Annotated in this window: 14 protein-coding genes; 6 read left to right on the top strand and 8 right to left on the bottom strand. The window is 63.8% G+C overall.

All coding sequences use genetic code 11. The features are described 5' to 3' along the window. Nucleotides 1–6 precede the first annotated feature (6 nt). Nucleotides 7–702, bottom strand: a complete 696-nt coding sequence (locus tag GAK28_RS18685; protein WP_291782835.1) for a class I SAM-dependent methyltransferase — start codon at nt 700–702, stop codon at nt 7–9. A 137-nt stretch (nt 703–839) separates the two neighbouring features. Here GAK28_RS18685 and GAK28_RS18680 point away from each other — a divergent pair, with 137 nt between their 5' ends. Next, the gene (locus GAK28_RS18680) at nt 840–1,658 is read left to right on the top strand and encodes a helix-turn-helix transcriptional regulator (RefSeq protein WP_291782831.1); all 819 of its coding nucleotides are present in this window, start codon (nt 840–842) and stop codon (nt 1,656–1,658) included. A gap of 23 nt (nt 1,659–1,681) precedes the next feature. On the opposite strand, the gene GAK28_RS18675 is transcribed toward GAK28_RS18680, so the two are convergent. Further along, nucleotides 1,682–2,722 (bottom strand): NAD-dependent epimerase/dehydratase family protein, encoded by a 1,041-nt coding sequence (locus tag GAK28_RS18675; protein WP_291782828.1) that lies wholly within the window; start codon nt 2,720–2,722, stop codon nt 1,682–1,684. A gap of 78 nt (nt 2,723–2,800) precedes the next feature. Between GAK28_RS18675 and GAK28_RS18670 the strand changes: the two genes are divergently transcribed. Together GAK28_RS18670 and GAK28_RS18665 are read left to right on the top strand one after the other, a co-directional pair. Then, nucleotides 2,801–3,217 carry a helix-turn-helix domain-containing protein gene (locus GAK28_RS18670; RefSeq protein WP_291782825.1) on the top strand — a complete coding sequence of 139 codons (417 nt, stop codon included), beginning with the start codon at nt 2,801–2,803 and terminating at the stop codon, nt 3,215–3,217. An 88-nt stretch (nt 3,218–3,305) separates the two neighbouring features. Beyond that, nucleotides 3,306–4,559, top strand: a complete 1,254-nt coding sequence (locus GAK28_RS18665; RefSeq protein WP_291782822.1) for an FAD-dependent oxidoreductase — start codon at nt 3,306–3,308, stop codon at nt 4,557–4,559. Nucleotides 4,560–4,570: 11 nt separating this feature from the next. Here the strand turns inward: GAK28_RS18665 and GAK28_RS18660 are convergent, their stop codons facing one another. Together GAK28_RS18660 and GAK28_RS18655 are read right to left on the bottom strand one after the other, a co-directional pair. Then, entirely contained in the window at nt 4,571–6,340 is a 1,770-nt protein-coding gene (locus GAK28_RS18660; RefSeq protein WP_291782819.1) for an oleate hydratase, read from the bottom strand. Between the two features lie 160 nt (nt 6,341–6,500). Next, a complete protein-coding gene (locus GAK28_RS18655; protein WP_291782816.1) occupies nt 6,501–8,255 on the bottom strand; it encodes a CocE/NonD family hydrolase in 1,755 nt (584 codons plus the stop codon). 154 nt (nt 8,256–8,409) lie between these two features. Here GAK28_RS18655 and GAK28_RS18650 point away from each other — a divergent pair, with 154 nt between their 5' ends. Then, on the top strand, nt 8,410–9,354 hold the full coding sequence (locus GAK28_RS18650) for a LysR family transcriptional regulator (protein ID WP_291782813.1): 945 nt from the start codon (nt 8,410–8,412) through the stop codon (nt 9,352–9,354). Here GAK28_RS18650 and GAK28_RS18645 read toward each other — a convergent pair. Then, the gene (locus GAK28_RS18645; protein ID WP_291782810.1) at nt 9,349–10,260 is read right to left on the bottom strand and encodes a LysR substrate-binding domain-containing protein; all 912 of its coding nucleotides are present in this window, start codon (nt 10,258–10,260) and stop codon (nt 9,349–9,351) included. The two genes, GAK28_RS18650 and GAK28_RS18645, sit on opposite strands and share 6 nt — an antisense overlap. Nucleotides 10,261–10,359: 99 nt before the next feature. Between GAK28_RS18645 and GAK28_RS18640 the strand changes: the two genes are divergently transcribed. Beyond that, a complete protein-coding gene (locus GAK28_RS18640) occupies nt 10,360–10,995 on the top strand; it encodes a glutathione S-transferase N-terminal domain-containing protein (RefSeq protein ID WP_291782808.1) in 636 nt (211 codons plus the stop codon). 22 nt (nt 10,996–11,017) lie between these two features. Here the strand turns inward: GAK28_RS18640 and GAK28_RS18635 are convergent, their stop codons facing one another. Further along, nucleotides 11,018–11,632 (bottom strand): NAD(P)H-dependent oxidoreductase, encoded by a 615-nt coding sequence (locus GAK28_RS18635; protein ID WP_291782805.1) that lies wholly within the window; start codon nt 11,630–11,632, stop codon nt 11,018–11,020. Between the two features lie 104 nt (nt 11,633–11,736). Here GAK28_RS18635 and GAK28_RS18630 point away from each other — a divergent pair, with 104 nt between their 5' ends. After that, nucleotides 11,737–12,639 carry a LysR family transcriptional regulator gene (locus GAK28_RS18630; protein WP_291782802.1) on the top strand — a complete coding sequence of 301 codons (903 nt, stop codon included), beginning with the start codon at nt 11,737–11,739 and terminating at the stop codon, nt 12,637–12,639. Nucleotides 12,640–12,649: 10 nt separating this feature from the next. Here the strand turns inward: GAK28_RS18630 and GAK28_RS18625 are convergent, their stop codons facing one another. Together GAK28_RS18625 and GAK28_RS18620 are read right to left on the bottom strand one after the other, a co-directional pair. Continuing rightward, complete coding sequence (locus tag GAK28_RS18625; RefSeq protein ID WP_291782799.1) at nt 12,650–13,324, bottom strand: glutathione binding-like protein; 675 nt, start codon at nt 13,322–13,324, stop codon at nt 12,650–12,652. 4 nt (nt 13,325–13,328) lie between these two features. Beyond that, the coding region (locus tag GAK28_RS18620) for an IS3 family transposase (RefSeq protein ID WP_291774508.1) at nt 13,329–13,590 on the bottom strand (262 nt) is incomplete at its 5' end.

Here is a 13,590-nt window from a genome sequence, read left to right as displayed (position 1 = left end):
CTGTCCTCACCACGTAACGATCGTGTACTCGCTGACCCGCCCCTCGCTGATAGGAAGTGGCTGCGACATGTAGCCATTGGTCGGTTCGCGCACATAGGTCAGGTAATCGCCGTCGAGATCGGCGTTTTCCCCAAGGATGGGGGTGCCGGCGGTCAGCGAAGGCTCCAGCAGTTTCAGGATCGGCAGGTAAAGGCTCAGGGCGCCATCCAGCAACACGAGGTCGATATCCCCTTCGAGACCGAGCAGCGTCTCGCGCGCATCCCCCACGCGGATCTCCACCAGATCGGACAGGCCGGCCTCTTCCAGATGGGCCATGGCCCGCTCGGCCTTGCTTTGTTCCAGCTCGGTGCCGATAAGTCGGCCACCGCCCATGTCGCGTAGTGCCGCTGCGAGATAGATGGTGGAAATGCCCATCGACGTGCCGAACTCCACGATCCGCCGGGCGCCGCGCGTGCGGGCGCACTGGTACAGGAACCGGCCGTACTCCGGCTGCACGTTGAGGAAGTTGTCGACGTAGCCTCGATAAACTCCCCGAAGATCGCGGCGCTCTTCCGCCAAGTGCCCGGCGAGCACCTCCTGCATGTTCTCTTCCGACGCCATGACTTCGGCGAACTGCGCCATCAAGGCACCGTCCGCCTTGTCGGCTTCCTTGAACAGGCGCGCCAGGGTCTGGGCGACACGCCCCGTATCGAGTGAATTCATGATCTGCGCTCCAAAAGACGCGGTCTCGGGACATTCCGTACCGCCTTGGCGCCCATGCTAGGTAGCGCCGCCATTGGCAGCATCGGGTTATCTGGTCAAGATATGTGGCAATCCTGCCAAACTGGAACGCGCCTCCCATGCCGATCATGAGCGAGCACCTGCCGCCGCCCGAATGGATCGACCTAGACGCGATTCCGCGTCCGGTCGTCACCGTCGGCGTGACGGATGTCGACACGGCAAGCCTCACGCCGGAGGAAAAGGAAACCGACTTCCACCGTCACCGTAAAGGCCAGCTCATGCTGACGCTGCGCGGCGTACTCACCTGCGAGGTGGAAAGCGGACTGTGGATGGTCCCTCCGCAGAGCGCGATCTGGGTGCCGGGCGACATGCTGCATCGGATCAAGGCCTCCGGAACGATGGACTGCTATGTGTCCTTCATCGATCCCGACGTGGCATCCCGGCTTCCCAAGGCGTGCTGCGCGGTCACCGCGTCACCCTTGCTGCGCGAACTGCTGCTGCGCTCGGCATCGTTTCCCCTGCTCTACCCCGAAGGCGGTTTCGAATCCCACGTGGTGAACCTGCTACTGGAAGAACTCGCAGCCGCGCCCATCGGCAACCTGCACCTCACGATGCCCACCGATGCCCGGTTACGTCGTATCGCGGACATGCTTATGGAGCACCCGGCCGACCGCGGCACCATCCAGGGCTGGGCGCGTCGTGTCGGCACCAGTGAACGCACACTGGCACGTCTATTGACGCAGGAAACCGGCATGAGCTTCGGACGGTGGCGCCAGCAGTTGCAGATCATGCTGGCGGTGCAATGGCTGGGCGCCGGCATGACGGTGCAGCGCATCGCCGACGCACTGGGCTACGAAAGCGCCGGAAGCTTCGTGACCATGTTCCGCAAGACACTCGGCACCTCGCCAGGACGCTACATCGCCAAGGGCGCCGGATAAGGTGCACGCCTGCACCTCGCGTCTCAAGCCAATCCGCGGTCGATCAGGCTCGTCGCGCATCGAACCACCGCGTCGCGAGAGGGCCTAGGCGTCCATTGCAGCAGCATCGCGGCCTTGCTCGCGTCGAACTCCCGCCGGATGCCCAGCATCGGCAGCATGAAACGGGCTTCGTCCTTGAACAGGGCGGATAGACGCATGAGCCAGCTGGGGACGCGCTTCGTCGGAATGCGAGCCGAACGATCGGGAAAGGCTTTTTTCAAGGCTTCCGCGATTTCGCTGAACCAGAGGAAATCGCCGACACCGATGAAGCGCTGGTTGGCCGCGTCGGGACTCGTCATCGCACGGATATGCAACTCGACGAGATCCTGCACATCGGTCATGCAGAAGCCGACGTGCGGCAACGCGGGGACTTTGCCGGCAAGCAGCCTCGCCACGATCTCCAGCGATGGCGATACCGTCTTGGTCATCGCCCCGCCGAGGATCAAGCCCGGCAGGATCGTGGAGAGTGTCATCCCCGACGTATCGTCACGGATGAAGGCCCATGCCGCACGTTCGGCCAGGATCTTCGATCTTGCGTACTCACCGATGCCTTTTTCGTCGGGATCGGTCCATGTCGTCTCGTCCGCCACCGGCTGCATCCCACCGCGCACGGTACGTGCCTGCGCGGCGAAGCCCGACGAGGTACAGACGACGCGTTCCACCCCACTCGCCGAGGCGGCCTTGAGTACGCGCAGCGTACCTTCGCGCGCCGGGCCGACGAGATCCGTTCCCTTGGGATCTGCCTGCCCCATCGGCGACGCCACATGCACCACGTAACGGCATCCCTGCACCGCTTGCATCCAGCCCTCGTCGCGCAGCAGATCGGCCTTGGCAAACGACAGGCGATCGCCCACGCCCCCGACCTGCTTCTCGATGGCGCCTCTCACCACCGCTTGCTTGCCCAGCTCGCGCAGCGTGGTCCGCACGGAAAATCCCTTGCGCAGCAGGCCCACGATCATCCAGCCCGCCAGGTAACCCGAGCCCCCCGTCACCAGCACCACGTTCTCGCCCTCGATATCGCTCACGATCGATCACCGCCTCTTTGGTATCCCTTGGATACTGAGATACTGTGGGTGACCGCCACTGCCCCACAAGAAGGCACTTTGAAGAAACCGACCCACCCCAAGGTGCCTGCCGAACCGCAGTGCGCGACCCACTTCGGTCAGTTGCCCACGGAGATATGCCAGTCCGTCAGCGACGTGCTCGCGCGCGTAGGCGACAAGTGGTCGCTGCTGACCATCGCCATGCTTGCCCAGGGCAGCATGCGTTTCACCGAACTGAAGCGCAGCCTCGGCGCCATTTCCCAGAAGGTGCTTACGTCCACGCTGCGGGGGCTCGAGCGCGATGGCTATGTCCTGCGCACGGTGACGCCAACCATTCCGCCACGCGTGGATTACGAGCTGACCGCCCTGGGCAAGGACGTTCTTCCACCAGTCGGCGACCTGGCGCGGTGGGCCGTCGACAACCGTCGACGCGTGGAGGCAGCGAGAGCCGAATTCGATGGGCGCGGCCCCGCCTAGAGCCCGAACGAAACGCCTTCTGCCTTGACAATCTATCAATGATAGGGAAGTCTTCTCGACTCCCTATCATTGATAGATTGGTGTTCCCATGTCGGTCCCGAGCTACCCGCGCCCCCTTCGTATCCTCATCTGTGGCGGTGGCATCGCCGGACCCGCCCTGGCCTGGTGGCTCGCCAGGGCCGGCTATCAGGTCGTCGTGGTCGAGCGCTTTCCCGCCCTGCGAGCCACCGGCGCCCAGGTGGACCTTCGCGGGCAAGGCATCGAGGCGATCCGACGCATGGGGCTGCTCGATACGGTGCGGCGCCACCTCGTCGACGAGGACGGCGTGGCGTTCGTCGATGCTCGGGGACGCACGCGAGCGACCATCCTGGCCAACCGCTCCGGCCACGGCGCGCAATCGCTCACGTCCGAGTACGAGATCATGCGTGGCGACCTGGTGCGCATCCTGCACGACGCCACGCGGGATGACGTGGCCTACCATTTCGGGACATCCGTCGAGCGCATCGCGCAGGACGAACATGGCGTGACGGCCCATTTCTCCGATGGCACATCGGACACGTTCGACCTGCTGGTCGGAGCCGATGGACAGGGCTCGCGTATCCGCCGAAGCATCCTGCCGCCCGATGCGCCGGAGCCGTACCTGCGCATGGGCATCCACATGGCGTACTGGTTTATACCGCGCACCGATGCCGACGCCGGCAGGCTTCGGCAGACGTATATCGCACCCGGTGGACGGATGGTCATGCGGCGTAGCCATAACGCCACCGACACGCAGGTCTACTTCATCCTTCGCGAAAGCTCCGACGAGGCCTCGTCCATCCATCGGGCATCGGTTGAGGACCAGCAGGCGTTCTGGGCCAGCCGTTTCCGCAATGCCGGTTGGCAGATGGAACGATTCATCGACGGCATGGCGAACACACCCAATTTCTATTCCCAGGAAGTGGTGCAGGTGCGTGCGAACCACTGGCACAAGGGACGGGTCGTGCTAGTCGGCGATGCCGCCCACTGCGCGTCGCCCTTCAGCGGCATGGGCATCTCGGGCGGCCTGGTCGGCGCGTATGTGCTGGCGTCGGAGATCGCACGTCATGCCGGGAATCACGTCGAAGCCTTCGCCGGTTACGAGACGACGTTGCGCCCCTTCGTCGACGAGATCCAGGCGGTGAAAACCGGGCTGTTGCGCCTGGGCATGCCGAGGACGAAAACAGGTGTCGGCGTGCTGCTCACATTGGCTGGACTGGCCACACGCCTGCGCATCCCTGAGCTGATCGCCCGTTTTTCCAAAGAGGACCGCGACGGCGGCTGGGTGCTTCCCGATCTGCCGGGATCGCACCCGCCGCCGTGAACCGCGTGCCCTCAGTCCTGCGTCACCAGCCTGAACTCACGTAGCAAGGCGCCGATTTGCGTCTTGTCCAGTCGGTTCATCAGCAGGTTGCGCAGGAATGCCGGCCCCGGGATGTCCAGCGCCTGGCCGTCGCGTAAGCGCCCTGTCGCCGCAAGCAAGGTGCGTACGTCGTAGGTGGAGTTGAACACCTCCGGCACACCACGCTCCACGTTCAGGAGCGTGTACACCGCCTCCATCGGCGTACGCACCGAATACTCCGTGGTGAAGATGCAGTCGCGCTGCTTCGATTCGGCGAACTGGCCGATAAAGGCGAAGTTGACCGCGCCCTCGGGCACCACGTCGGGGCGATCGCCGGCCTGGCGCGGCATGAAGAAGGCCGTGACGTACGGCATCATCACCGGCACCGTCTTGGCGCCGGTCGCGGCCAGCTCGTCGATCTGCTCTACCGGCACGCCCAGGTGGTAGAGCCATTCGCGGGTGATCTCCTCGCCGGTGCATGCCTGCATGGGCTTCTTCACGTAGTCGCCGTGCGTGTCCACGAAAAGCGAATACACCCAGACCACGATCTGGTCCTTCGGCTGGTTGCGGAAGTGCGGCTGGCGGTTGACCGTCCAGCTCAACAGCCAACGGGAATCCTTCACGCTGACGATGCCCCCGGTGACGACCTTGCCACTGAAGGGATCGCGCTTGGCGATCTTGCGGATGTACTCGGGAATGCGGGCGTCCAGCGTCGTGACGGTGGCCGATTCCCACTTGGTCTGCGGAATATGGGCACCGAATACGTCGGGTCGCCCGAACGCGGGATCGCGTGCCGCGATACGTCGCCACAGATCCCAGGCCGGCGCGGGACCCTCGTCCAGCCGAGCCGGGGTGGCATGGTCGCCGTTGTCCGAGTTCTCGGTGAGCGAGCCGATGGTCATGAACACCAGGTCGTCCGGGCCGAGATCGACGCCACCCTCCACGCCGTCGCGTCGCCAGTGGATGCGCGTGGCCTGCTTGCGGCCGGGCTGGATGTCGAAGTCGACATCGGTCACCTCCGTGGCGTACTGGAAGACCACGCCATGGCCTTGCAGGTACTTCACCAAGGGCAACACCAGCGATTCGTACTGGTTGTACTTCGTGAACTTCAGCGCGGAGAAGTCCGGCAAGCCGCCGATGTGGTGGATGAAGCGATGCAGATAGAGCTTCATCTCCAGCGCCGAATGCCACTCCTCGAAGGCGAACATCGTGCGCCAGTAGAGCCAGAAGTTGCTGTCCAGGAAATCGCGACCCAGCACTTCGTCGATGCGCTTGTTTTCCATCTCCGCACGAGTGGCGAGGAACAGCTTGATCACGTCCTTCTGCGCCTGCTCGCTCAGGGTGAACAGGCCATCGGTGTGGGCGTCCTCGCTCCGGTTGATGGTCGCGCGCTGCAAGGAGTAATTGGGGTCGTCCTTGTTCAACCAGTAGAACTCGTCGAGCACACTGGCGTCTTCGATCTCCAGCGAGGGGATCGAGCGGTACAGATCCCACAGGCATTCGAAATGGTCTTCCATCTCGCGGCCGCCGCGGATCACGAAACCCTTCTCCGGCACGTCCAGGCCGTCGAGCGCACCGCCGGGCAGGTGCTGCTGCTCCAGGATGGTGATGCGCTCGCCGCGCATATGCCCATCGCGGATAAGGAAGGCGGCGCCTGCCAACGAGGCCAGGCCGGAGCCGACGAACCAGGCGGTCTTGGTGTCCACGCCTTCGGGCTTGCGTGGGCGGGCAAACGCTTCGTAGTTGCCGCTGCTGTAGTACATGCGTCGTTCCTTGTTCCTTGGGAAACCCGTCTGCCAGGGCAAGCCATGCGACACCGCCCCCTTCGGACGATGTCGCATGCCATCCTAGTCACTTACGGTTTCCAAAGTGGAACCTCGGCGATGGACATAGTGTCGCTGAGAAATGTCTTGCCCGAACCGTTTACTTCGCTGGCGGGATGATGGGAAGCAGGAGGTACGGCTCCTTGCCTGCCTCCAGATGCAGGCGATTCTTCCCACCGAACACCGAGAGTGGACGGTCCCGCGGCTCGGCATGCAGGAACGGGCCGACGCCCGTCATTGTGTAGATATCATCCGGCCCCCGGGCGTCGCCCTGGTCATGCGCGTAGTCCTTGCCGCGAATGTTCAATGCCAGGCGATAACCGGGCGGAATCACGATGCAGGTCGGAAGGATCTCGACCATAAGTTCGACCGGCTCACCCGGCACCAGCGGCCACGCCTCGTCGTGCGTGTGGTACGGGCGATACGGCAGGCTGCGCTCGGTGTCGAGCTTGCGATGCGAGGCGCGCAGCCATCCCAAGGCGATACACATACGCGGATCGTTGGCACCGATGAACAACACCTCCTTGCCCTCCGGGTCGAACAACCGCAAGGCCAGGAACACGTCGACGTCCGTCGTATCGGACGACACGAACAACCGCGCGGCGATCGGGCCGGTGATCTCGACCTCCTTGTCCGATACCGGCAGCGAGAACATCAGGCCCTCGCCCATGGTGTCGTATTCGACTGGCGCCGCCGGCTCGGGATTTGTCGACAACCCGCGCGACTCCGCGTCGAGATAGAAACGCGTCCATTGCGTGCGCGCCAGCGGCCACTCCTGCTCGGCGCGCGTGGTGAACTGTTCGCCGGGGTGGCGGACAGCAAGTTGCACCGGCGGCTGGCGATCCCAGCCCGTGTCTTCACCCTTCAGGAAATGGCCGAAGAAACGCTTCTGCAGTTCGATGCCGTCGGTACGGTAGAACGGCGCGAAATGCGTGTTGCCATGCACCTCCAGCCACTTCTGCGCCGAGCCGGCGGCGAGATAACCCTCGATGTTTCCGCGCAGGTGGCAGCCCATCCCGCCCCAGTTCGCTGCGGACAGCAGCGGTACGGCGATCTTCGCGTGGTCCGCCGTACGCTCGCGGTAGTAGGGTCCGTCCAGCGGCCGCTTCACTTCTTCGTCATAGCAGTTGATGCGATTGGCATCCAGGACTTCCTGCGACAGGGTCTCCGGCCCGGAAACGAGGTCGCCCGTCACCCTGCTCCGCGCACCGCGTGCGCCGACGCCGTGCTGGACAGAGGCCACCTGCCCCTTGTACCAGACCTGGTCGAACTGGCTCAGGATGCCGCCATGACGGGACCAGTCGCGATACCAGTCGGTCGCGCCTTCCCAGACGCAGATCGCGGCAAGATGCGGCGGCTGCGTTGCGGCGACGAGCCACTGGTTGATGGCGTAGTAGGAGATGCCGTTGAGGCCGATCTTGCCGTTGCTCCAGGGCTGGGCCGCCGCCCATTCGATGCAGTCGTGGAAGTCCTTGATCTCGCGCGTCGACATCAGCTCGATCTTGCCGGGACTGCGTCCCGAGCCACGCCCGTCGATACGCACGCAGGCATAGCCATCGGGCACCCACTTCTCCGGATCGACCAGCTCCCAAACCTGAAAGGCGCAGGTCGAGCCTTCCTCGATGTCCGGGTAGGACGCGACCATGCGCTCCCAGCTGCTCTTGTAGCCATCCTGGAACGCCAGCCCCTTGCCGTAGGGCCCGGTGGTGACGATCGCCGGGTAATGACCCTCGTCCTCGGGCAGGAAGATATCGGCACGAAGCACGATGCCATCGTCCATCGGGATGGGCACGTCCCAAATGACGCGCATGCCCAGGATGTTCTCCATGCGACCCGTATCGGTGAGTTGATCCATGACGTTCTCCTTCGTACGTGACAGCTGCAGGGTGGCCGGTAGCGACACGCGCCGGGCCGTTCGCCCCTCCCGCCATCATTCCAAACGAGAAGCTGATATCTTTCAAATACATATTTAAGATGCAAGGTATCTCAATTCGAGATAGGAGGTTTTCGTGGATCTTCGCCAGCTGCGCTACTTCGTCACCATCGCCGAACGCGGCAGCTTCAGCGCCGCGGCAAGTGCGCTCAACATCGCCCAATCGGCGCTGAGCCGGCACGTGAAGGACCTGGAAGACGAACTCGGCGGCGACCTGCTCGAACGCGGTGCGCGCGGCGTGGTGCCGACGGAATCCGGAAAGCTCCTGCTGGAACGCGGACGCTGGCTGCTCAGCACACTGGGCGACATCCGGGAAGAAGTCCGCACCGAGAACCGCGAACCCAGCGGCACCGTACGCATCGGCGCACCGGCAAGCCTCGCGGAACTGTTCTACGCCCCGCTCGCCCAGGTCTTCGCGACGCGCTTTCCGCGCGTGCGCCTGGAACTGAGCGAAGGACTGACGGACGTGATGTGCGACCGGTTGCTGCGCGGCGACGTGGATATCGCCATCGTCACCTCGCCCCCAACGAACAGACATCTCGCCTATGAGAAGCTGGTGACCGAACAAGTCTTCCTCTTCGGGCCGCCGGGCGATCCCCTGCTGCAATCGGGCAAGCTGACACGCAAGGCCTTCGAAGGCCTGTCGAATGCGATAGCACCCTTCGGTCGCAGCCTGTTTCCCGCGAATGTGCCTGCATCGGTGCTGGTCGAGGGCAGCACGCCCATGAAGCAGATCGCCGCCCTGGGCATCGGCTACGGCATCCTGCCGTCATCGGGTATCCAGCAGGAGGTGCGGCAGGGGCGCTTGTCGGCCGCGTTGTTGCCATGGATGGGCGCCGATCGCGTCGCCGCGCTGCCTCGCGGGCGACGGACCAGCCGTGCGACGCAGGAAGCCTTGGAGGCGATCAAGGACATCTGCGCCGCGCTTATCAAGGATGGCGCGATCCTTCCCCTGCCGTCACCGAAGCGCACCGGACGGAAAACCCTGGGGCACGACGGCATTCACTCCAGCCAATCATGAAACCGTCGCGGCGATCACTCGCAGTGACGCTCGCAGCCGATCGGTCGCATGATCCAGAAAACGCCGGGTTTTCAGGGGAAGTTGCGCGACCGGCGCATGGATGAAATGCACGGGGAACGCCTCGCCTTCGTGCGCTTCCAGCAATACGCGCAACCGGCCGGCACGTAGCGAATCGACCACCTGGTAGTGCAACAGGCGCGCAAAGCCGATGCCCGCTTCGGCCGCATCCACGGCGGCTTCGGCACCGGATACCGAGAGGCGTACATGACGCGTGGACCGATCCGTCGTCGCCGCATGAAGGCGGGACGCGACGCCGGGTGGAAGGATATCGACCATCACTTCCGGCAGTTCGGCAAGACCACGGGGATCCGTGGGCTCCGGATAGCGTTCGAGCAAGGCCGGACTCGCGACGATCAACAATCGCATGGTGCCCAATTGGGTGGCGATCAGGCCGCTGTCCGGAAGGACGCCGATACGCAAGGCGAGATCGGCGGCGCCGGCGGCCAGATCGACGTTGCTGTCGGTGAGTTGAAGATCGACGGTGATGCCTTCGTGCTGCCTCAGGAAGTCGCCGATGAGGGGCAGCACATGGCATCGCCCGAACATACGCGGCGCGCTCACCACTAGGCGCCCCGTCGGCTCGACGAATTCGCCGGCCGCATCGCGCTCGATCTCGTCGATCTGCGAGAGCACCTGCCGGGCGCCCGCGACATAGCGTTGCCCCGCGTCCGTGAGTGCCAGTCGCCGGGTGGACCGGATGAGAAGCACGGTGCCCAATTGTTCTTCCAACTGCCCGATCTTTCGCGTGACCGTGGCGACCGGAATGCCGCGCCGCCGCGCGGCGGCCGAAAAGCTCCCCGCATCCAGGGTATCGAGCAACAACGACATCGCCTCCAGCCTGTCCATCGACTTCCTCATTTCGTGCGCAGGTGTTCCTCGATTCCAGCCAATTGTTGGTCGGGCGCGAGCTGTCTATCTTGGCATGAACACCAAGGACCGCACGTCATGTTGACTCTTTATTACTGCCCTTACGCCTGCTCCATGGCATCGCACGTCGCGCTGGAAGAAGCCGGCGCCCTCTTCGATACCAGCAAGGTGAACATCTTCAAGGGCGAGCAATTCGATCCTGCCTATCTGGCGATCAATCCCCGCGCCAAGGTCCCTGCCCTGCGTTTCGACGATGGACGCGTGCTGCTGGAAACCGTGGCCATCCTCGGCTGGATCGGCCACACCTATCCCGACAACGACCTGCTGGGTGCCGACCCGCTCGACCAGGCGCGCACCCTAGCCACCTGTGCGTGGCTTTCAGGAACCGTCCACACCACCTTCAAGCACTTCCTCCATCCAGAACATGTCGCCCCGGATACGAGCATGCACGACGCTATCCGGACGCAGGCGAAAGCGCAGTACTGGACCTGCCTGCAGGACATCGACACCCGGCTGGCGGATCGCCCATGGATGATGGGCGATCGCTTTACGGTCGCCGACGCGTACGCCCTGGTGTTCTATCCGTGGGGTCGTGAGCTCGGCTTGCCGATCGGTGATCTTGCGAACATCGCGGCCATGAAGAACCGGCTGATCGAACGACCGGCGGCCCGGCGTGCGCTCGAAAGGGAAAAGAGCGTGTTGCTGACGATGTAACCCGGTTTTCGCCAGGCCGCGATCAGGCGGCCGCCTGCCGCAGGTGGACATCGAGCTTGCCGACGAAGCCATCCATGGTGTCGTCGCCCAGGTCGACCGCCTTGGCGCCGCCGCCGGCAACGATGTTCACATCCGTGATCCCGATGACGTTGAGGATCAGCTTGAGGTACTGGTGAGCGATATCGCGATCGCGGATGGGCGAACCTTCGGTGTAGACGCCCCCGGAGGCGAACAGCACGGTGGCCTTTTTTCCGGTGACGAGCCCTTTGCCGTCGAAACCCAGCGTCATGCCCTTGCGGACGATATGGTCGATCCACGCCTTCAACGCAGCGGGGACGTTGTAGTTGTAGACCGGGGTCGCGATGACGATGTGGTCGGCGGCCAGGAGCTCGGCCACAAGTTCGTCCGATAAGCGCAGCGCCTCACGCATCTCCGATGAATGCTGGTCGGCTGGCGTGAAGTAGGCGTGCAACCACGGCGCGGTGACGAAGGCCAGTTCGGTCTGTGCCAGATCGCGGCGAACGATGGCGCCTTCCGGGTGGGCGGCCTCCCACTGCGCGACAAAGCGGCGGGCCATATGGCGCGAGACGGACATCTCGCCACGCGGGCTGGTTTCAATGACGAGGAGCTGGGTCACGGGGTTTCTCCGGGAACAGGTAAAGACGTGGCCGCATGATGCGAGGGCGAACCCATTCCTGGAAGAGATATAATATCGATACTTTCCATCGATTCTGGTGATACATGGCGATCGGACATCTCAGCCTCGATCACCTGCGCGTCCTGGTGAGCATCGCGGACGAAGGCAGCTTCTCGGCGGCGGCCCGCAAGCTGCGCCGTGTCCAGTCGGCGATCAGCCAGGCCATCGCCAACCTGGAAGAACTGCAAGGCGTCCAGTTGTTCGACCGTGGCGGCCATCGCCCGCAACTGACCGAGACCGGCAAGGTCCTGGTCGAGCAGGCGCGGCTTGTCCTGGGCAGCGCGGCTCGCTTCGAAGCGGTGGCGGCGAACACGCGCGCCGGCCTCGAAGCCGAGCTGACCATCGCCATCGATCCCCTCGTGCCGACCGCCCCGCTCATCGAGAGCCTGCGGACACTGAACCAGCGCTTCCCCGACCTGCCCGTCAGTTTCTCCACGGAAGGACTCGGCGGCTCGCTGCGAAGGCTACGTTCCGACTCGGCGGCGCTCGCCATCTGCCTCCTGCTGCCCGCCGTGCCCGAGGACATCGTCGCCTACCCCGTGCTGAGGATCGACATGGAACCCTACGTGGTTCCCGACCACACGCTTGCCAAACTGCCGGGGCCGGCATCGCGGGGCGACCTTGAGCCGCATGTCCAACTCGTCCTTTCGGACCCCGTCGACACGGACAGCGCGAACTACGGCGTGGCGACCGCCAAGCCATGGCGTTTCGTGGATCTCGGTCGGCGGCTCGATTTTCTGTTGGCCGGATTCGGCTGGTGCCGTATGCCGCAGCATCTGGTCGCCGATGCCGTCGCCAAGGGACAGCTCGTGCGCTTCCGGATCGAAAACGATCCCACGCCCCGCGACGGCCTCACGATCTACGCGGCACATCGACGGGACCGCACGCTCGGTCCGGCGGGGCGATCGTTGCTGGACGAGCTTCGGGAACGACTAGGGCCAGCCTGAGCCAGGCGGATCAGGGAGACGTCGTACCGGAAAACACTGGCAGCCGCATCCGCCCTAGCGCCGGCGCGATGCCCTGCATCAGAAGATCGAACGATGGCCTGGACGCGATCCGCGCATGGAAGGCCGAGAGGTTGGGATAAGGCGTCAGGTCAAACTTGAAGTACGGCGCCCATCCGATCATCACGAACAGATAGGCATCGGCGACGGTGAAGTTCTCGCCCGTCAGATAGGGGCGATCCGCAAGCTGCGCTTCGATATACGACAGCCTGCGATGCAGGTTCTGCCGATGGATATCCTTGGCCACCTCCGGCATGTGCGGGTGGAATAACGGCCCGATCGTCTTATGCACGTCGGAGCCCACGTAGCTCAACCATTCCATGACGCGATAACGCTCCTGGGTGCCCGGTCTTGGCAACAGACTGGAATGGCTCTTCAGGTCGACGATGTATTGGAGAATGACGCCGATCTCCGTATGCACCTCGCCGGTATCGAGTCGCAGTGCCGGGACGGCATTCTTGGGATTGACGTCGACGAAAGGCACGACGTCATCTAGCAGGACATGCGGCTGCGCGTAGATATCGACAAACCGGATCTCGTGAGGGATGTCCAGTTCGAGCAGCATCATGTGGGCCGCGCTGGAACAGGCCAGGGGTGAGGTATGATCTTGCCCCTGATTTACGGACACCTATCTAAGCGACATTGGCCAGCTCGTACTGCTCTGGGCTGAGGTAGCCCAGGGTCGAGTGCAGCCGGATCCGATTGTAGTCAACCTCAATGTAGTCAAACACATGAGCCTTGGCCTGCTCCCGTGTGGCGAGGTGTTCACCATGGATGGCCTCGACCTTCAGACTGTGGTTCCAACTCTCCATTGCTGCGTTGTCGTAGCAGTTGCCTCTGGCACTCATGCTGGCGATCAAAGCGTATTGCTCCAACAGGGCGCGGTGCTCGCGC

This window comes from Luteibacter sp. (genome assembly GCF_009912395.1).
GTDB lineage: Bacteria > Pseudomonadota > Gammaproteobacteria > Xanthomonadales > Rhodanobacteraceae > Luteibacter.
This window is presented reverse-complemented; position numbering and strand designations above follow the sequence as displayed.